Below are 18,904 nucleotides of genomic sequence, written 5' to 3'. Positions count from 1 at the left end.
GCGGGCGAACCGGGACGCGGTCAGCCCGTACTGGCGCTGCCGCTGTTCGCGCCGACCGGCTCGCGCAGGATGATGCTGTCCCGCAGTGCGCCGAGCAGCTCGGAACTGTCCGGTATCGACAGTCGGGTGAACAGCGCGGTGGCCAGGCTGCCGTGGTCGGCCCAGGTGCAGACCACCACCGTGTCACCGTCGGCCTTGCCCGTGCCGCAACTGCGGAACTCGCCGCGTACGCCGGTCGGCAGCGACTCGACGCCGGTGACGGCGTACTCGTCCTGGAGCCGGGTGATCTCCTCCTGCACGGCCGACTCCGGACTGAGCCGGAAGCCGGTGCTGCCGAAGACGACGACCTGCTTGCCGTTCGAGGCGCGGTAGACGCCGGCGAACGCCTCGCCGCCGGTGAACCAGTTCCGCGTCCGGACCTCCTGCTTCAGGTCCTCGGCGGCCTGCCGCCCGGAGGCGTTGTCCACCAGTTGGAGGTCGAGCACCTCGCTGGGCAGCGGATCCACCGGCGACGCCGGGTACTGGTCCCAGATCGGCTTGGCGTAGTACGCCGGGATGCCGCAGCAGCAGGCGATGCTGAGCAGGGTCAGCGTGAGCATGACGCGGGGCCAGCGCCGACGGCGGCGTACCGGAACGGGCGGGTGGTTGCGCGGCGCCTTCTTGACCGGCGGCGGGGGCTCCGACCGGCGTCGTTGTTTCGGCGGTCGGGGCGGGGCGACCGGCGGTGCCGGCTGCTTGCGCGGTGCGGGTGGGGCCGGCGGTCGCGCGGTCCGCGCCGGTGCCGGTGGCGGCGGCGCCGCGTGCGGTGGTGGCGGTGGTGGTGGCGCGGCGTGCGGTGATCGCGGGCGCGATGCCGGGTGCGGTGGTGTCGGCGGCGGCGGGCCGGTCGGCGCGGGGAACTTCCGGGTCACCGGCAACTGCCGGGCCGGGGGTGGACTGACGGGCGTGTCGTGGCCGACCGGTGGGTGACTCGCCGGCCCGGGATGGCCGCCGGACGACGGGTACGCGGCATGCGCGTCCCACGGATCGTCAGCGGCACCGGCCCAGGGGTCGACCGGGGTGGGAATGTCGTCCTCGTCCGCCTCGACGCCCGGCATCCGCATGGTCGGATCGGCCGCTGGCACCCGACGGGTCGGCGCCGCCGGTACGTCGGCGGGCTCGGCGTCGCCCCGGAGCCAGCGACGCTTACGCGGCCTCGGCGGTGGTACGGCCGCCGAGCCGGTCCAGCGGGGTGCGGCGACCCGGGTGGTAGTCGGCCCGTCCTCGTCCTCGTCGCTCAAAACCGTCGGGACGGCGTCAACCGGACCGGCACCCGAGGCGCCCCCGGCCGGCTGCTCGACCCGGGTGGCGTCGGGCGGCGCGGTACGGCGGGTCGGCTGATCAGCCTCGTCGCCCGATCCCGGTTCGTCGCCCGACGGCGCGCTGTCGCCCGAGCGCGGGGTGTCGTCCGGGCGTGGGGTGTTGTCCGAACCTGGTCCGTCGTCCCAGCGTCGGCTGTTGTCCGAGCGTGAGCTGTCGTCCGGGCGTGGGGTGTTGCCCGGGCGTGAGCTGTTCTCCGAGCGTGAGCTGCCGTCCGAGCCCGGGGTGTTGTCCGAGCCCGAGCGAGGGCTGTTGTCCGAGCGCGGTTCGTCGTCCGGGGCGGTCCGGGGAGCGGGCTCGGGCTCGGGGTCGGTGAGCGTCGGCGGGTCAGCGGCCGTCGACGACGGGGCGCCGACGGGGTCGGCCGGCGCGGAGTGTGGCTCCCGGGCGGCGTCGGGTGGTGGGGTGGGCCGGGTCGGTTGGTCGAGGTCGTCGTCGGGCGACCCGTCCGGTTCTGCCCGGGCGTCCAGCACTGCTTCCCGGGTGTCGGCTTCTTCGCGGATGTCGACGGCTTCCTCCCCGCCGCCCACAACCTGGTCACCGACCCGACCGTGCTGGTCACCGGCTGCCACGGTCGCCGATCCGTCGGCCGGTGACGGCCCGGTCGGGGTGGCTCGGCCCGCCGGGGCGGTCTCCTCCGGCTGCGGCTGGGACATTGTGCGGATCTCCTCTCGCGCCCGTCCGAGGTTAGTACCGCCCGACCAATCGGTCGTTCCGCGCCGGATCGTACGGATGTCTCCGACGGTGTGGAAATCCCGGCGCTCGGCGGGGCCAGGGAGTTTTCCGGCGCAAATCTCCCGTTCCGGGGCGCGGGGACTACCCGTTCGGGTTGCGGGCGTGCCGCGTACTCTGGATGGTTGGTCGGTGTTCCAGCGGAGTGTGTCCCGGGAGGTTTCATGAGCGCCGCGTCGACCGTCGCGGGCAGGTCAGCGGCGATGACGGTCTGGCCGCAGCTCGAGCAGCTACTGCCGCAGGTCAGCAAGCCGATCCAGTACGTCGGTGGCGAGCTGGGCGCGGTGGTGAAGGACTGGGAGTCGGCGGTCGTCCGTTGGGCGCTGATGTATCCGGACGCGTACGAGGTGGGGCTGCCGAACCAGGGCGTGCAGATCCTCTACGAGGTGCTCAACGAGCTGCCGGACGTACTGGCCGAGCGGACGTACGCGGTCTGGCCGGACCTGGAGCGGCTGATGCGGGCCGAGGGCGTGCCGCAGTTCACCGTCGAGGCGCACCGGCCGGTCGGCGCGTTCGACCTGTTCGGGATCTCGTTCGCCACCGAGCTGGGCTACACCAACCTGCTCACCGCGATCGACCTGGCCGGCATTCCGCTGCTCTCCGCCGACCGCACCGACGCGCACCCGGTGATCGTGGCCGGCGGGCACGCCGCGTTCAACCCCGAGCCGATCGCCGACTTTGTCGACGCGGCGGTGCTCGGCGACGGCGAGGAAGCCGTACTGGAGATCACCGAGATCGTCCGGGCCTGGAAGGAGGAGGGCAGCCCCGGCGGGCGGGACGAGCTGCTGCTCCGACTGGCCCGGACCGAGAGCGTCTACGTGCCACGTTTCTACGACGTCGACTACCTCCCCGACGGCCGGATCCAGCGGGTCGTGCCGAACCGGCCGGACGTGCCGTTCCGGGTGCACAAGCGCACGACGATGGACCTGGACGCCTGGCCGTACCCGAAGAAGCCGATCGTGCCGCTGGCCGAGACCGTGCACGAGCGGTACGCGGTGGAGATCTTCCGGGGTTGCACCCGGGGTTGCCGGTTCTGCCAGGCCGGCATGATCACCCGTCCGGTAAGGGAACGCTCGATCACCACCGTCGGGCAGATGGTGAAGGACGGCCTCGAATACTCGGGCTTCCACGAGGTGGGGCTGCTGTCGCTGTCGTCGGCCGACCACTCCGAGATCGGCGACATGTGCTCCGGCCTCGCCCAGCAGTACGAGGGCACCAACGTCTCGCTCTCGCTGCCGTCGACCCGGGTGGACGCGTTCAACATCGAGCTGGCCCAGGAACTGTCCCGCAACGGTCGGCGTACCGGGCTGACCTTCGCCCCGGAGGGCGGCTCGGAGCGGATCCGCAAGGTGATCAACAAGATGGTGTCGGAGGAGGACCTGATCCGCACCGTGGTCACCGCCTACACCAACGGGTGGCGGCAGGTGAAGCTCTACTTCATGTGCGGGCTGCCGACCGAGGAGGACGAGGACGTCCTCCAGATCGCCCGGCTCGCGCACGAGGTGATCAAGGCCGGCCGGGCGGCCACCGGCTCCAAGGACATCCGCTGCACGGTGTCGATCGGCGGGTTCGTGCCGAAGCCGCACACCCCGTTCCAGTGGGCCCGGATGGAGCGGCCCGAGGTGATCGACAACCGGCTCAAGCTGCTCAAGCAGGCGATCAACGCCGACCGGTCGCTGGGCCGGGCGATCGGCTACCGCTACCACGACGGCGAGCCGTCGCTGATCGAGGGACTGCTCAGCCGGGGCGACCGGCGGATCGGTGCGGTCATCCGGCGGGTCTGGGAGCAGGGCGGCAGGTTCGACGGCTGGAGCGAGCACTTCTCGTACCAGCGTTGGGTGGACGCCGCCGCCGAGGTGCTGCCGGGCTTCGGGGTGGACCTCGACTGGTACACCGTCCGGGAGCGGGAGCAGGCCGAGGTGCTGCCCTGGGACCACCTCGACTCCGGCCTGGACAAGGACTGGCTCTGGCAGGACTGGCAGGACTCGCTCACCGAGTTCGAGCAGGACGACTGCCGGTGGACGCCGTGCTTCGACTGCGGCGTGTGCCCGTCCATGGACACCGAGATCCAGATCGGTCCGACCGGCAAGAAGTTGCTGCCGCTGACGCCGGTCAACACCGGCCTGCGGATGCCGGCCGGCACCGGACACTGACCCCGGCCGTTCCGGCGGAAGCAGCCCGCCCGGAAACGGCCCACCCCGAACCACCCGCAGCCGAGGAGCAGCACGATCAGCAGGAAACCACAGCCGGAGGGCGGCCAGGCACCGGTCGTACAGCGGATCCGGATCAGGTACGCCAAGCGTGGGCCGCTGCGGTTCACGTCGCACCGGGACTTCGCCCGGGCCTTCGAGCGGGCGTTGCGCCGGGCCGGCGTACCGGTGGCGTTCTCGCAGGGCTTCACCCCGCACCCCAAGATCTCCTACGCCAGCGCGGCCCCGACCGGAGTGGCCAGCGAGGCGGAGTACCTGGAAATCGGGCTCCAGCAGCCGGTGGAGCCGGCGGCGCTGCGTGCCGCCCTGGACGCCGTACTCTCGCCCGGGCTCGACGTGCTGGACGCGGTGGTGGCCGGCAGCGGCAGCCTGGCCGACCGGATCGACGCCTCCCGGTGGCGGGTGGAACTGCCGGGTGTCGAACCGGATGTCGCCCGTGCGGCCGTGTCGGCCTTCCTGGCCGCTTCCGAGGTGCTCGTCGAGCGGATGACCAAGCAGGGGCGACGCGTCTTCGACAGCCGCGCCGCCGTCACCACCTTCGATGTGATCGAGAGGACCGAGGCACCTTCCGGGGTCGCGGGCGTACCGTGTGCGATACTCGAAGTGGTCGTCCGGCAGGTCACCCCGTCCGTACGACCCGATGACGTCCTTTCCGGCCTCCGCGTGGTGGCCGACCTGGAGCCGCCGGTGCCGCCGAGGGCGACCCGGCTGGCGCAGGGCACGCTGACCGCGCAGGGGGAGATCGTCGATCCGTTGGAGGCGGATCGCGACGGGACCGCCATCGGCGAACGCCAGCCGGAAGTCCGGCCGGCGGTCAGGTAGGCAGACTTCGGCGACCCGGTCACCTTGACGCGTCACCGGAAATACTTTGCGGCAACCCTGCGTGGCAGCGCTCACCCGCGCCCGGGGAAGCCAGAACTGGAGAACGTCCATGCTCGAGAACGAGCCAGAGGGCGGGGAACGGACCGGCGCGGAGCCGGCCGTCGACGCCACCACCGGAACTGCCGGCGCGACTGGCGCCAGCACGGAAAGCGCTGGTACGGGTAGCGGTACCGCCGAGAGCGGGAGCACCGAGAGCGGCGCAGCCGAGGCGCCCACGCGACGGCGTACCACCCGGCGCCGCACGCCGACGACGGCGAGTGAGCCGGCGCCGACCGGCGTACCCGCCGAGGCCCCCAGCACGGCCCGGACGGTCAGCGCGGAGGCCGCCGACGCCGAGGTGCTGGCCCCGGTGGCCGGCGACCTCGAATCCGCGCCGAAGACCACCCGACGGCGGCGCAAGGCGACCACGGCGGACAAGAAGGACGACACCGGACTTCCGGCCGTGGCGGCGAGCCCGACCGGTGACCCGGCCCCGCCCGCACCCGACACCGAGGACGCGACGGCCGAGCCGGTGCCACCGGTGAAGGTGACCCGCACCCGGCGGAAGAAGGCGGTGCCGCCCGCCGAGCCGACCGGGGCCGCAGTCGAAACCCCGGGCGGCGCCACCGAGGCGCCGAGCGCTGCCGTCGAGACCCCGGGCAGCGCCGTCGAGCGCCCCGCCGCCCCGGCGGTGACCGGCGACGTTCCGGTGACCGGCTCGGACGTCGGCGCCCCGGCCACCCCGGAACTGACCGGCGGAGCGGGTGCGCCCGCGTCCGGCGGTGCGGCCGATGCCGAGGCCGTGGCCGAGGAGGCGCCCCGGGGACGTCGGCGCGGCGCCGCGCTCTCCGCGCCCACCGTGCTGTTCATGGCCCCGGAGCCGGAGACCCCGCCGGCCCGGCCCGGTGCGACGGTCGAGCCCGCTCCGGTCGCCCAGCCCGCCGAGGACGAGGTGGAGGCCGAGCCGGTCGAGCCGGTCGAGACCGCCCGGCGGCGCCGCCGGGGGCGGCGCGGTGCCGAGCCCGTCGTGCCGGACGCCGAGGTCGAGGTCGAGGTCGAAACCGTCGCCGACCAGGAGGTCGTGGACGTCACCGACTCGGACGAGGACGAAGACGAGGAGAGCGCCGCCCGGCGTCGGCGTCGGCGTGGTCGCCGGGGTCGGGGCCGGGGCAAGGGCGGCGCGGACGACGTCGAGGACGCCGAGGAGGGCGAGGAGCCGGCGGCCCAGGCCGAGGCCGGCGCGGACGAGGACGAAGACGAGGACGGCGAGGCCGGTGACGGCGTGACCCGGCGTCGCCGTCGGCGCCGGCGCAAGGGTGCCGGGGACACCGACGGTACGGCCGACGACGGCGTACACACCGTGATCAAGATCCGTGAGCCCCGGAAGACCGTGGACGAGGTGCAGGGCGTCTCCGGCTCCACCCGGCTGGAGGCCAAGCGGCAGCGCCGTCGGGACGGTCGCGAGCAGCGGCGTACCCGGCCGCCGATCCTGAGCGAGTCGGAGTTCCTGGCCCGCCGGGAGGCGGTCGACCGGGTGATGGCGGTACGCCAGCGCGGCGACCGGACCCAGATCGCCGTACTCGAGGACGGGGTGCTGGTCGAGCACTACGTCACCCGTGCCTCGGCCGGCACCATGGCCGGCAACGTCTACCTGGGCAAGGTGCAGAACGTGCTGCCCAGCATGGAGGCGGCCTTCGTCGACGTCGGCCGGGGCCGCAACGCGGTGCTCTACGCCGGCGAGGTCAACTGGGACACCACCGGCCTGGAGGGGCGGGCCCGCTCGATCGAGCAGGCGCTGCGCTCCGGCGACTCGGTGCTGGTGCAGGTCACCAAGGACCCGATCGGACACAAGGGTGCCCGGCTGACCAGTCACATCGCGCTCTCCGGGCGGCACCTGGTCTACGTACCGCACGGCAACGCCTCGGGGATCAGCCGCAAGCTGCCGGACACCGAGCGCAAGCGGCTGCGCGACATCCTGAAGAAGCTCGTGCCGGACGGGGCCGGCGTGATCGTCCGGACCGCCGCCGAGGGAGCCAGCGAGGACGAGCTGGCCCGGGACGTGAAGCGGCTCCAGGCGCAGTGGGAGGACATCCAGGCCAAGGCGGCCGAGGGCGGCGCACCGGTGCTGCTCTACGAGGAGCCCGACCTGGTGATCCGGGTGGTCCGGGACCTGTTCAACGAGGACTTCCGCGAGCTGGTGGTGCAGGGCGACGAGTCGTACGACATGGTCGAGTCGTACCTCTCACACGTCTCGCCCGACCTGGTGCCCCGGCTGCGCCGACACACCGGTACGGCGGACGTCTTCGCCGAGCGGCGGATCGACGAGCAGATCCTCAAGGGGCTGGACCGGAAGGTCTTCCTGCCCTCCGGCGGTCACCTGGTGATCGACCGTACCGAGGCGATGACGGTGATCGACGTCAACACCGGCAAGTACACCGGTGCCGGCGGCAACCTGGAGGAGACGGTCACCCGGAACAACCTGGAGGCGGCCGAGGAGATCGTCCGTCAGCTCCGGCTCCGCGACCTCGGCGGCATCGTCGTGATCGACTTCATCGACATGGTGCTGGAGTCGAACCGCGAACTGGTGCTGCGCCGGCTCACCGAGTGCCTGGGCCGGGACCGGACCAAGCACCAGGTGACCGAGATCACTTCGCTCGGCCTGGTCCAGATGACCCGGAAGCGGATCGGCGCCGGGCTGCTCGAAGCGTTCAGCGAGACCTGCGACTGCTGCAAGGGTCGTGGCGTGATCATCCACACCGAGCCGGTGCCGGAGAAGTCCCGGCCCGGGGCGGGCGACAAGGTGAAGGCGGTCGCCTCGGCCACCGGTACCACCGCACCGGCCTCGACCCCGGCGGCGGAGTCCCCGACCGCTGGCGGCCGGCGGCGGGGCCGGAAGGCCGCCGCGCCGGAACGGATCGTCGTGGAGGTCTCGGACTACGAGGACACCATGGGCTACGACCTGTCCCGCTACGAGGTGGACACCCCCGAGGCCGGCGGCGTCGACGAGACCGCGCCGGGCGAGCCGATGCGGCTGGCCGGTGCCGGCGACCCCGACGGTATCGACGAGACGGGTGACCTGGACGCGGAGGCCGACGGCGCGGAGATCGGCGGCGGACGTCGCCGGGCCCGGCGCGGTGGCACCCGTCGGCGTACCCGGCCCTGAGCCGGCACCGCAGTTTCGGGCCGTGCGCCGGCTGACCGGCCACGGCCCGACCGCGTGCGGGGCCGTGGCGGGCGCCGGATGGTGGCGCTCGGTGACTGCGACGATCGCGGGGGAGATGGCTAGGCTGGGCATTCCCTCGTGATCGTCGACCGGTCGCCGGCCACCGTCGGCACCGGTCGCGCAGGACCATCCGCACCCCCGGAGGAGAAGACCATGCGACGCCTGCTGGTGACCGCCGCTATCGCCGCCGCCCTGTTCGCGGCGGCCGGCTGCTCGGGTGAGCGGGACGGCGCCGCCGCACCCGACCCGTCGGCCCGGCCGTCCGGCGGCACGCCCTCGTCCGGCGCCGCGAGTCCGGGTGCCACCCCGGGCGGCGCGGCCGGGTCACCGGCGGTGGACACCAGCCCGGCCGGCGGCAACGGCAAGGAGGTCTGCGAGGCGGCCACCAAGGCCAGCACCTCCTCGGTGCAGACCTTCGTCTCCGAGTTGGGCAAGTCGCTCCAGGCGGCGGGCACCGGCGACACCGCCGGGGCGCAGGGCGCGCAGCGCAAGGCGGAGGCGGCGTTGCAGACCTGGGGTACCGCGATGCGGGAGCAGTCCGCCCGGGCCACCGACGAGCGGCTCAAGGGCGTACTGGCGGAGATCGCGACCGAGGTCGGCACGATGAAGGCCACCGTCGAGTCCGTCGACGAGAACAAGCTCCAGCAGTTGCAGCAGCGGCTCGACCAGCTCTGCGGCACCTGACCGTCGGGGAGCTGGTCCTGCCGCCGGCCCGGGGCGGTTCGCGGGGCGGCTCACGACCAGACCGCGACGGTGACCGGTCTGCCGGCCGGCGATCGGTCTGCCGGCCGGCGATTGGTCTGGCGGCCGGGCGGCGGTCCTGGTCGCCGGCCCGTGGGGCGGCTCGGGGAGCGGGCCGGTTTGGGTGAGCTGCCCACCATGGCGTACGCTAGCCTGCGGCGCTGATTATGCGCCATGTTCTCGCGTGCCCGCCCCCGCACTCCGGTGCGGTCGAGTTGGCCGTAGCGAACAACCACCCGCAGCCTCAACGACAGGGAGTCCGCGTCCGATGTACGCGATCGTCAAGACCGGCGGCAAGCAGTACAAGGTCGCCGAGGGCGACGTGATCGAGGTTGAGAAGCTGGTTGGCCAGCCCGGCGACGCGGTCAAGCTCGCCGCCGTCCTCCTCGTCGACGGAGACAACCTGGTGACCGACGCCGCGCAGCTGGCCAAGGTGGCGGTGTCCGGCGAGATCGCGGCGCACACCAAGGGCCCGAAGATCCGGATCCACAAGTTCAAGAACAAGACCGGCTACCACAAGCGCCAGGGTCACCGCCAGCCGCTGACCCAGGTCAAGGTGACCGGCATCTCCAACGGTAAGTAAGCCCCAGCGGAAAGACAGGTCGTCCTCAGATGGCTCACAAAAAGGGTGCGTCCAGCTCGCGGAACGGTCGCGACTCCGCGGCGCAGCGGCTCGGCGTCAAGCGGTTCGGTGGGCAGGTGGTCAACGCCGGCGAGATCCTGATCCGGCAGCGGGGCACGAAGTTCCACCCCGGTGACCTGGTCGGTCGCGGCAGCGACGACACGCTGTTCGCGCTGGCTGCGGGTGCGGTCCAGTTCGGCACCAGGCGCGGCCGCAAGGTCGTCAGCATCGTGCCGTCCGAGCGGTAACGTCAGCTTTCCGGCGGAGCGGGCCGCGGACCTGGTGTCCGGGCCCGCTCCGCCGTGTTTCGGGTCGAGCCCGTCGTTCCGGGTTCCGTCGGGTTCCGGGCCGATCCGGCCCGGCCACCGGGCCGGGTGGGCCGACCTGCCCCGTATCCGGCACCGGTTCCCGGCGCCGATGAAAGGATTGGCAGCGTGACCACGTTCGTTGACCGGGTCGTACTGCACCTGCAGGCCGGTGACGGCGGGCACGGTTGCGTCTCGATCCATCGGGAGAAGTTCAAGCCGTTCGGCGGACCGGACGGCGGCAACGGCGGACACGGCGGCAGCGTCTCGCTGGTGGTCGACCCCCAGGTGCACACCCTGCTCGACTTCCACTTCCGGCCACACGTCAAGGCCGAGAACGGCAAGGGCGGCGCCGGCTCCAACCGGGACGGTGCCAACGGGCACGACCTGGTACTCAAGGTCCCGGACGGGACGGTGGTGCACGCCACCGACGGTTCGGTACTGGCCGACCTGGTCGGCGCCGGCACCACCTTCGAGGTGGCCCGGGGTGGCCGGGGTGGCCGGGGCAACGCCTCGCTGGCCAACGCCCGGCGCAAGGCACCCGGCTTCGCCGAGCTGGGCGAGCCGGGGGACCGGCTCGACGTCGTACTCGAACTGAAGAGCGTCGCCGACGTCGGCCTGGTGGGCTTCCCGTCGGCCGGCAAGTCCTCGCTGATCTCGGTGCTCTCGGCGGCCAAGCCGAAGATCGCGGACTACCCGTTCACCACGCTGGTGCCAAACCTCGGCGTGGTCCGGGTCGACGAGCACACCTTTACCGTCGCCGACGTGCCGGGGCTGATCCCCGGGGCGGCCAGCGGCAAGGGCCTCGGGCTGGAGTTCCTGCGGCACATCGAGCGGTGCGCGGTACTCGTGCACGTGGTGGACTCGGCCACCCTCGAACCCGGCCGCGACCCGCTGGCCGACATCGACGCGATCGAGGCCGAGCTGTCCGAGTACGGCGGTCTGGCCGACCGGCCCCGGCTGGTCGTACTCAACAAGATCGACGTACCGGACGGGCGGGACCTCGCCGAGATTGTCCGGCCCGACATCGAGGCACGTGGCCTGCGGAGCTTCGAGGTGTCGGCGGTGACCCGGGAAGGGCTGCGCGAGTTGACCTTCGCGTTGGCGGCGCTGGTCGAGCAGTCCCGGGCGGCGGCGCCCGAGCTGGAACCGACCCGGATCGTCATCCGGCCGGTCGCGGTCGACGACGCCGGCTTCACCATCGAGGCGACGCCGGACGGCGCGTACGTGGTGCACGGGCAGCGGCCGGAGCGCTGGGTCAAGCAGACCAACTTCGACAACGAGGAGGCGGTCGGCTACCTGGCCGACCGGCTGGCCCGGCTGGGCGTCGAGGAGCAGCTCGCCAAGGCCGGTGCCGAGCCGGGCAGCCTGGTCCGGATCGGCGAGCGGGAGTTCGACTGGCAACCGACGCTGTACGCCGGTGCCGACTACGTACCGAGCGCCCGGGGTACCGACAGCCGGCTGGCGGAGAAGATCACCCGGCCGACCGCAGCCGAGCGGCTCGCCGCCCGCAAGGCCCGCCGGCAACGACCGGCGGACGAGGTGGCCGGCGAGGCGGCGAACGGTGCGGTGACCTCGGACGGCACGGTGCGGCGGCACGACGGTACGGTGAGCCGGCTCGACGGCGGGTCGATCGAGGGCGCGGATTAGTTCTCTACGCTCCGTATCGGGGCCACTTGGCAGAAACCTTGTTGAAATGCCCGCTGGTTAACGTCGATGGTGTGCTGATCGAGTCGCGTGCGTCGTCGGATCCCGAGCTGGCCGCCCTGGTGGTGGCGCAGCAGCGTGAGCTTCGGGAGGCCGACGGCGGTCTGGACGGGCAGGTTTTCATGCCGCACGACGACGCCCGCTATCTGGTCGGCGTCGTCGGTGGCCGGGCGGTCGGCTGCGGCGCGATCCAGCCACTGGACCGGGACGCCGCCGAGGTCAAGCGGATGTACGTGCGCCCGGCCCACCGGGGTCAGGGCTTCGCCCGGCAGTTGCTCGGCGCGTTGGAGGAGCTTGCCCTGCGGTCCGGGCACACCGTGCTGCGGTTGGAGACCGGCAGCTACCTCCCCGGCGCGATCCAGCTCTACCTGTCGTCGGGCTACGCCGAGATCCCGGTATACGGCGAGTACGTCGACAACCCGTACAGCGTCTGCTTCGAGAAGCGCCTCCCGGTGCTGGCCTGAGCTTCGTCCGGTTACCTCTGCGACCGCTCTATCGGGGCAGGAGTGGTTTCCCCGACGGCTGAGGCCACTCCTTCCCCGAAAGAGCGCGACCTTCCCCGGCGCGACGCGGCGCGGCGCGGCAGGTCGGGGTGCGGCTCTTCAATGGCTCAGTAGGCCGAGGGCGCGTTTTGCTCGGTGGACCGTGTCGGCGGCGTTGTCCCGGGCCCGGTCGGCACCGTCGGCGAGTACCCGCCGGACGTAACCCGGGTCGCGGGACAGTTCGGTGTAGCGGAGCCGGATCGGCCGGAGCATCGACTCGACCGCCTCGGCGACCGCCTTCTTGAGCTGGGCGTACGACCCGTAGTCGGCGGCCAGGTCGGTCGGTGAGCCGCCCAGGCAGGCGGCCAGGATCTCCAACAGGTTCGCCACGCCGGGACGGCGCTGCGGGTCGTACCCGACGGTGCGGTCCGGGTCGGTGACCGCGCGCAGCACCTTGCGGCGGATCACCTCGGGCGGATCGAGCAGCAGGATCGTCCCCGCCTCGCTGCTGCTGGTCTTGCCCATCTTGGCGGTCGGGTCGGCCAGGTCCATCACCCGGGACGACACCGTCGGGTGCACCGCCCGGGGCACGGTGAAGGTGTCGCCGTACCGGGCGTTGAACCGGTTCGCCACGGTCCGGGTGAGTTCCAGGTGCTGGCTCTGGTCGTCGCCGACCGGCACCTCGTGCACGTCGTGCAGCAGGATGTCGGCCGCCATCAGGACCGGATAACTGAGCAGGCTCAGCCGGACCTGCCGGTGCCGCGCCGACTTCTCCCGGAACTGGATCATCCGCTGTGCCTCGCCGTAGCCGGTGGCGCACTCCAACAGGTAGTGCAGTTCGGTGTGCTGCGGTACCTGGGACTGCACGTAGAGCAGCGCCCGGTCCGGGTCGAGCCCGGCGGCGAGCAGTACGGTGGCCTGTTCCAGGGTGAGCGTGCGGATCTGCGCCGGCTGGTGGGTCACGGTGAGCGCGTGCAGGTCGGCCAGGAAGACGATCGTCTCCGTCCGGTACTGGCCGGCGACGGTGGGCCGGATCGCGCCGACCAGGTTGCCCAGGTGCAGGTGGCCGGTTGGCTTGAGGCCGGTGATCCGGCGTACCGAGGCGCGGCCGGGGGTGGGCGCGGTGGTGCCGGCGGTGGTGGTGGTTACCGGGGTGATCGGGGCCATGACGGGTACTCCTTACCGGATGGGCCGACGCCTCCGGGGTGAGCACATGCGAAACGGCCGCCCGGAGGGGCGGCCGTTGGCTGTCTGTCGGGTGCGTGGATGCGCTGGCCGCCCGTCAGGGCAGCCACCAACCGTTCGAGGTCATCCGCACACCTCCACGGTAGCAGGACCGGCGACGGGATTCCGGGGGTGACCGGGCGCGGTGCCGAAGCGGCCGACCGGGCGGGAACCCACCGCGCACAGGCGCGGGGGACTCCCGCCCGGTTCCTCCTCCCGGCGGTGCCGGGCTCAGCGGGTCAGCACCACACTGACGGGGCTCAGCCGGTCGGCACCACGCCGACGTTGAGTTCCGCCACCGAGGTCCAGCGGTTGCCGCCGACCTCGCCGAGGGCGCGGAGCCGGAGGTACCGGCCGCTCGTCGGCGGGATCGTCACCGTCTGTTCCGCCGCACTGTTCGGGAAGGTGCCGGTGGCCACCGCAGTGCCCCAGCTGCTCCGGCTGTCGGAGACGTACACCTCGTAGCCGGTGATCCGCCCGCCGGTGTTGGAGCCCTGTCGGGGCAGGTAGTACAGCCGGTTGACGGTCCGGGCACTGCCCAGGTCGAGGTCGATCCAGTGCGGGTGCGCCGGGTTGGAGAGCAGCCGCTGGGTGTGCCAGATCGACGACGTGTTGCCGTCCCGGACGTTGTTGCCCCGGCCGTTCACCAGCAGCGTCTCCTGGCTGTCGACCCCGGCGACGGTCCACGCCGACTGCGGCAGCCGGACGCTTCCGGACTGCGGGTTGTACGTCGCGGTGTAGCTGGTCGGGCTGGTCGGGGCGGTGAGTACGTGGGTCTGGGCGCCACCGTCGGACCAGGAGCCGAAGACGTACGGCACGTTGCCGAGGGTCTGCGGGGTGACCGCACTGACGGTGTTGCTCGACCCCTGGATGACGGTACGCGTGAACGGCGCCGCCTGGGCCGTCGACCCGAAGACCAGTTGCAGGCCGGGCGGGCTGGAGGTGAACGTCAGGTCCACGGTCTTCGGGTCGAGCCGCACGCTGGTGCTGTGCGACAGCCCGCCGCTGTCCGTGGCGGTCAGCACCAACTCCAGATAGGACGGATACTCGTGGTCCGGCCCGAACATGCTGCCGCTGGCTCCGGCGAAGTCCTGGAGCGTGTGGGTGTGGCAGTTGTCCAGCGTGTAGCAGTGGTGCAGCAGCATCCGCCAGTGCAGCGAGCTGGCCGGCAGGGTGCCCTGGTCGGGGTCGGTGGCGTGTCCGGTGAAGCTGATCGGGTCGTTCACCGCCCAGGTGAAGTCGCCGGTCGGGGTGTCGATCACCGCCGTCGGCATGCTGTTGCCGGTCTGGATCGGCACCGTCTGGGTGCCGGCGGCGTTCAGCGTGTCGTAGACGGTCAGCCGGGCGGTGAAGGGGCCGCCGGCCGGATAGGTGTACGACGCCGTCGCCGTGGTGGCGTCGACGGTGCCGTCGTTGGTGAAGTCCCACTCGTAGCGCAGCCGGCCCGCGTCGGCCGGGTCCGCGTCGAAGGAACCGGTGCCGTCGAAGTTCACCGTCAGCGGTGCGGTGCCGGAGGTCGGCGAGGCGGCGATCGACGCGACCGGCGGCTGGTTGCCGGGGAAGTAGCGGATTCGGCGTACCGAACCGGCGTGGTCGACGTAGTAGAGGTCGCCACCGGGTCCCATGGCCAGGTCGACCGGGTTCGCCGCCGCGCTGCCGAAGGTACGCCGACTGGTCGCCTCCGGCAGCCCACCGGGCGCGGCGGGCAGCATCGCCCAGATGCAGTCCCGGGAGTAGTCGGAGAAGAAGAGCGCACCCGCGTACTCGGCCGGGTAGCTGCCACCGGCGGCCGGATAGAAGGCGGCGCCGGAGACCGAGGAACTGCCGGTCGGGCACGCCTCCCCGGCCACCACCCGGGCCGCGTGGTCGTACGTGTAGAACGGTGCGGTCTGCCCGGCGCCGCTGTACAGGCTCTCGCACATGTCGAGGTTGGCGCTGTCGTACCCGCTCTGCCGGCCGGTGCCCTCGAAGCACGGCCAGCCGAAGTTGGCCACCCCGGCGGTCGGGTCGACCACCCGGTTGACCTCCTCCCAGCGGTTCCAGCCCACGTCACCCGTCCAGACTTCGCTGGTGCCGGGCCGGATGGTGAACCGGAACGGGTTGCGCAGGCCCTGCGCGACGATCCGCCGGGTGTTCGGGTCGGCACTGGCCGCCGACGGGTTGCCGGGGGCGGCGGCGCCGGTCAGCGGGTCGAGCCGGATCACCGTACCGTCCAGGCTGGTCGGGTCGGCGGTGGTCCGGGAGTCCTGGGAACGCAGCGCGCCGCCCTCGGCAGCCGGCGGGCTCATGGTGCCGCCGGGCGGGTCGGCGCACGGGTTCGGCGGGTTGCCGAGCTGGCCGTAGTCGACGAGGTCGTAGCTGGCCCCGTCGCCGGCGGTGGCGTAGAGCATGCCGTCGGCACCGAACCGCAGGTCGCCGGTGGCGTGGCTGGCGTACTGCTGGCACCAGTCCTGGACGAGCACCTCTTCGGCGCCGGTCGTCGTGTTGCCGGCGGCGGTCAGCCGGGAGAGCCGACCGGTGACGATGCACCGCCCACCGTTGGTACCGCCGACCGACGCGCAGTTGTCGTTCCAGTACGGCGCCGTCTGCCCCGGCGGCGCGTCGTACGTGTAGAGCACGTAGACGTACGGCTGGGTGGGGAAGTCCGGGTGCAGGGCGAGCCCGAGCAGTCCCCGGTCGTGCTGGTTGTGCACGTTCGCGGAGAGGTCGGCGAAGACGGTGGCGCTGGTGTCGGCGAGGTCGTCGTACACCTTGATCCGGCCGCCCTTCTCGGCGACGAAGACCCGGCCGTCCGGCGCGAACTCGATGTTCGTCGGCTGGTTGAGGCCGGTGAAGACGATCTGTTCCTGGAAACCGGTCGGCAGCACCACCGCGGCGGCGGGTGCCGGCCCGGTGACGGGCGCGGCGAGCGCGGCCACCAGGGCGGCGGCGACTCCTGTCCGCAGTAGACGGTTGACCGGTGACGGTCGTGCGGAAGACGGCATTCGTTCCCCCAACTTGGCGCAGCTCCAAGCAGTGCACGGCGCGACCTTCGCACCGGTCCGGGACCGGGTGCACAAAGGACCTGTCACGCTAGGGGGAGGGGCGGAGGGCAGCAGCCCGGTCGCGCCCGGAGTGAGCATCCCGTGACTACGGGCTAACCGTACGTCATCTCATGTTTGCGGAGGATGTCGCCCGGATCATGACGCACCGACTCGCCGGATCATCGGAGAGTGACCGGCCGGTCGGGCGAATCGGTTCTACCCGACCGGCCGGCCGCACGCCCGCCCTGCGGCGTTGGCGCGTCACGCTCGGCGCGGTGCGCGCCGGGTCAGCCCTTCACGGTCAGGACCGGCCGGAGTTCGACGACCGGCTCGGCCACCCCGGCCCGGCGCAGGCTCCGCACCACCGGACCGATCTCCTTGTACGCCCACGGCGCCTCCTGCTTCAGGTCCCGGCGCCACGCCTCGATGACGTCCCGGCGTGCCCCGACCACCGGATCGCGGTGGTCGACCGGGGTGACCACCCGGAACTCCCGCAGGAAGGCGTCCAGTTCGGCGTCGCCGCCCCGGGCCGTGGCGCCCCGGGGCACGCTCCGACCGGCACCGTGGCAGGCACTGGTCAGCGCCCGGGCACTGCCCAGTCCCCGGAGCAGATAGCTGGGTGCGCCCATCGAGCCCGGCACGATCACCGGCTCGCCGTACAGGTCGATCGGGCGCTGGCCGCCGCCGCCCGCCCCGGCCGCCGGGGTGGCGCCCTTGCGGTGCAGCACCGTGCCGTCCGGTTCCGGCCACAGCAGGTTGTGCGGTGCGTCGTAGACCAGCCGGGACCGCAGTTCGCCGGTGACGTCGGCCAGGCCGGCCCGGAGCATCAGGGACAGGAAGAACCGGTTGCCGAGGGCGAAGTTCGCCGCGTTGCCGAAGGCCGTCAGGTAACGCCGTCGGGCCGTGGCGGTGTGTTCGCCCAGCGGAATCGGCAGAATCCGGTTCCGGGGCAGCGGCACGGCACGCGGCCAGACCGCGCGGGCCTGGTCCCGACCGGTGGCGTTGGCCTGGTGGCCGAGCGAGAGCGAACCGCTGTGCACCATCAGCACCACCTGGCCCGGCGCCAACCCCCAGGCGTACGCGGCGGCGCCGTCGTGCACCGCCGAGACGTACTGCACCTCGGCGAAGTGGTTGCCGCCGCCGACACTGCCGATGATGCTGTCGTAGCTGGTACCGCCGCCGCTTTCGATCCAGTCTCGGAAGCCCTCGGCGGAGTCGACCGGAAAGCCGGCGGCGTGCAGTCGGCCGTCGAGGTCGTCGAGGTCGTCCGGCCCGACCTGCCGCCACGCCCCGACCGGCTCGGCGGGTACGCCGTCGGCGAGCAGGCCCGGCAACCCTTCCCGGAGCAGACCGGCACGCTGCCTGGCGGTCAGTCCGATCCGGCGGCCACCGGCGAAGAACAGGTGCCGCAGCCGCCGTTCGAGCCTGTCGAGTTTGGGACGGAGCCGGTCGACGGTGAGCGAGGTCGCCTCCACCCGGATGCCGCAGTTGACGTCGTTGCCGACCGCCTGCGGGATCAGCGCGCCGGTGGTGCGCAGTACGGTGCCGATCGGGATGCCGGCACCCTTGTGGAAGTCCGGGGTGCAGACGACCCGCTCGACCCGGGGCGCGGGATCGAGCCCGGGTACGGCCCGGGCCAGCGTGTTCAGGGTGTCGGCGGTTTCCAGCACGGTGAGCAGTTCGTCGACCGCCACCGGTTCGACGGGTACGTCCGGCCCGGCGCAGATCTCGACCGGGACGTCGTACGGGTTGGGCAGGCGCAGCCAGGACTCGTCGGTCCGGACCAGGCGTGGATCGTGTCGGTGGGCCGTTGGTTTCGGCACGGTTGGAACCTTTCGGGGCTGCTGGGTTCGGGGCACGAGCCACCGGCACGCGTTATAACGCGTGCGGGGCGGAGCGGGGTGATCCCGCGTTTCGGTTGTGCGCTCGACGGTTCAGCAGCCGCGAGGTGAAGATCACCGTACGGCCGATCCGGAGACGGCCGCAACGGATATCCCGTTCCGGGCCGGCCAGAACGGGATATCCGTTGCGATTGGTGACGGAACGGCGGTCAGCCGGCCGGATCGGCAACCCCGGATCGGCAACCCGAACCGGCAACCCGGATCGGCAATCCCGGATCGGTAACCCCGACCCGCAACGCGGACCGGCGACCCCGACCGCCGCCGTGGCTCAGTCGAGGTCGAACTCGCCGTCCTGGGCGCCGGCCACGAAGGCGTCCCACTCGGCCTGGGTGAAGACCAGCACCGGCCCGTCCGGTTCGGCGGAGTTGCGCATGCCGATCAGGTCGTCGACGAACGCGATCTCGACCGCGCCCTCGGAGTCGTCGCCCTCGGCCCGCTGCCACACGGCGCGCGACAGGTCGAAATCGCCCTTGGGGTGCTGCGCCATCGTCGGTTCCTCCATCGGTGAATCCGC

13 protein-coding genes are annotated in these 18,904 nt (G+C 72.3%); 8 read left to right on the top strand and 5 right to left on the bottom strand.

From position 1 onward, the window contains the following. Positions 1 to 20: 20 nt before the first annotated feature. Complete coding sequence (locus tag Pen02_RS42310; protein ID WP_239141955.1) at positions 21 to 2,015, bottom strand: hypothetical protein; 1,995 nt, start codon at positions 2,013 to 2,015, stop codon at positions 21 to 23. Positions 2,016 to 2,255: 240 nt separating this feature from the next. Here Pen02_RS42310 and Pen02_RS38475 point away from each other — a divergent pair, with 240 nt between their 5' ends. The 8 genes from Pen02_RS38475 to Pen02_RS38440 all read left to right on the top strand — a co-directional run bounded on the left by Pen02_RS38475 (position 2,256) and on the right by Pen02_RS38440 (position 12,224). Continuing rightward, positions 2,256 to 4,244: a TIGR03960 family B12-binding radical SAM protein gene (locus Pen02_RS38475; RefSeq protein ID WP_203871122.1), complete on the top strand. Its 1,989-nt coding sequence runs from the start codon at positions 2,256 to 2,258 to the stop codon at positions 4,242 to 4,244. Between the two features lie 132 nt (positions 4,245 to 4,376). After that, entirely contained in the window at positions 4,377 to 5,123 is a 747-nt protein-coding gene (locus Pen02_RS38470) for a TIGR03936 family radical SAM-associated protein (protein WP_203871145.1), read from the top strand. Positions 5,124 to 5,232: 109 nt separating this feature from the next. After that, entirely contained in the window at positions 5,233 to 8,325 is a 3,093-nt protein-coding gene (locus Pen02_RS38465; RefSeq protein WP_203871121.1) for an Rne/Rng family ribonuclease, read from the top strand. A 213-nt stretch (positions 8,326 to 8,538) separates the two neighbouring features. After that, positions 8,539 to 9,069 (top strand): hypothetical protein, encoded by a 531-nt coding sequence (locus tag Pen02_RS38460; protein ID WP_203871120.1) that lies wholly within the window; start codon positions 8,539 to 8,541, stop codon positions 9,067 to 9,069. A gap of 325 nt (positions 9,070 to 9,394) precedes the next feature. Beyond that, complete coding sequence (rplU, locus tag Pen02_RS38455) at positions 9,395 to 9,709, top strand: 50S ribosomal protein L21 (protein WP_203862595.1); 315 nt, start codon at positions 9,395 to 9,397, stop codon at positions 9,707 to 9,709. Between the two features lie 29 nt (positions 9,710 to 9,738). Beyond that, a complete protein-coding gene (gene rpmA, locus Pen02_RS38450; RefSeq protein ID WP_203871119.1) occupies positions 9,739 to 9,996 on the top strand; it encodes a 50S ribosomal protein L27 in 258 nt (85 codons plus the stop codon). A 186-nt stretch (positions 9,997 to 10,182) separates the two neighbouring features. Beyond that, positions 10,183 to 11,703: a GTPase ObgE gene (gene obgE / locus Pen02_RS38445; protein WP_203871118.1), complete on the top strand. Its 1,521-nt coding sequence runs from the start codon at positions 10,183 to 10,185 to the stop codon at positions 11,701 to 11,703. Between the two features lie 71 nt (positions 11,704 to 11,774). Next, complete coding sequence (locus tag Pen02_RS38440; protein ID WP_203871117.1) at positions 11,775 to 12,224, top strand: GNAT family N-acetyltransferase; 450 nt, start codon at positions 11,775 to 11,777, stop codon at positions 12,222 to 12,224. 138 nt (positions 12,225 to 12,362) lie between these two features. On the opposite strand, the gene trpS is transcribed toward Pen02_RS38440, so the two are convergent. The 4 genes from trpS to Pen02_RS38420 all read right to left on the bottom strand — a co-directional run bounded on the left by trpS (position 12,363) and on the right by Pen02_RS38420 (position 18,877). Continuing rightward, complete coding sequence (gene trpS / locus Pen02_RS38435; protein WP_203871116.1) at positions 12,363 to 13,409, bottom strand: tryptophan--tRNA ligase; 1,047 nt, start codon at positions 13,407 to 13,409, stop codon at positions 12,363 to 12,365. 317 nt (positions 13,410 to 13,726) lie between these two features. Then, positions 13,727 to 16,450, bottom strand: a complete 2,724-nt coding sequence (locus Pen02_RS38430) for a PQQ-dependent sugar dehydrogenase (protein WP_203871115.1) — start codon at positions 16,448 to 16,450, stop codon at positions 13,727 to 13,729. A gap of 326 nt (positions 16,451 to 16,776) precedes the next feature. Continuing rightward, complete coding sequence (locus tag Pen02_RS38425) at positions 16,777 to 18,312, bottom strand: RtcB family protein (RefSeq protein ID WP_203871114.1); 1,536 nt, start codon at positions 18,310 to 18,312, stop codon at positions 16,777 to 16,779. A gap of 346 nt (positions 18,313 to 18,658) precedes the next feature. Next, the gene (locus Pen02_RS38420; protein WP_101371446.1) at positions 18,659 to 18,877 is read right to left on the bottom strand and encodes a DUF397 domain-containing protein; all 219 of its coding nucleotides are present in this window, start codon (positions 18,875 to 18,877) and stop codon (positions 18,659 to 18,661) included. Between the last annotated feature and the right edge of the window lie 27 nt (positions 18,878 to 18,904).

Origin of the sequence: Plantactinospora endophytica (assembly GCF_016862915.1) — a bacterium.
In the GTDB taxonomy this organism is placed as follows: Bacteria; Actinomycetota; Actinomycetes; order Mycobacteriales; family Micromonosporaceae; genus Plantactinospora; species Plantactinospora endophytica.
The sequence above is the reverse complement of the archived record's forward strand: the minus strand, read 5'-3'. Positions and strand labels throughout refer to the sequence as shown.

Coding starts and splice junctions, on each gene's coding strand:
- Pen02_RS42310 (WP_239141955.1), bottom strand. CDS start 2,015: ATGTCCCAGCCGCAGCCGGAGGAGACCGCCCCGGCGGGCCGAGCCACC.
- Pen02_RS38475 (WP_203871122.1), top strand. CDS start 2,256: ATGAGCGCCGCGTCGACCGTCGCGGGCAGGTCAGCGGCGATGACGGTC.
- Pen02_RS38465 (WP_203871121.1), top strand. CDS start 5,233: ATGCTCGAGAACGAGCCAGAGGGCGGGGAACGGACCGGCGCGGAGCCG.
- Pen02_RS38460 (WP_203871120.1), top strand. CDS start 8,539: ATGCGACGCCTGCTGGTGACCGCCGCTATCGCCGCCGCCCTGTTCGCG.
- rplU (WP_203862595.1), top strand. CDS start 9,395: ATGTACGCGATCGTCAAGACCGGCGGCAAGCAGTACAAGGTCGCCGAG.
- rpmA (WP_203871119.1), top strand. CDS start 9,739: ATGGCTCACAAAAAGGGTGCGTCCAGCTCGCGGAACGGTCGCGACTCC.
- trpS (WP_203871116.1), bottom strand. CDS start 13,409: ATGGCCCCGATCACCCCGGTAACCACCACCACCGCCGGCACCACCGCG.
- Pen02_RS38430 (WP_203871115.1), bottom strand. CDS start 16,450: ATGCCGTCTTCCGCACGACCGTCACCGGTCAACCGTCTACTGCGGACA.
- Pen02_RS38420 (WP_101371446.1), bottom strand. CDS start 18,877: ATGGCGCAGCACCCCAAGGGCGATTTCGACCTGTCGCGCGCCGTGTGG.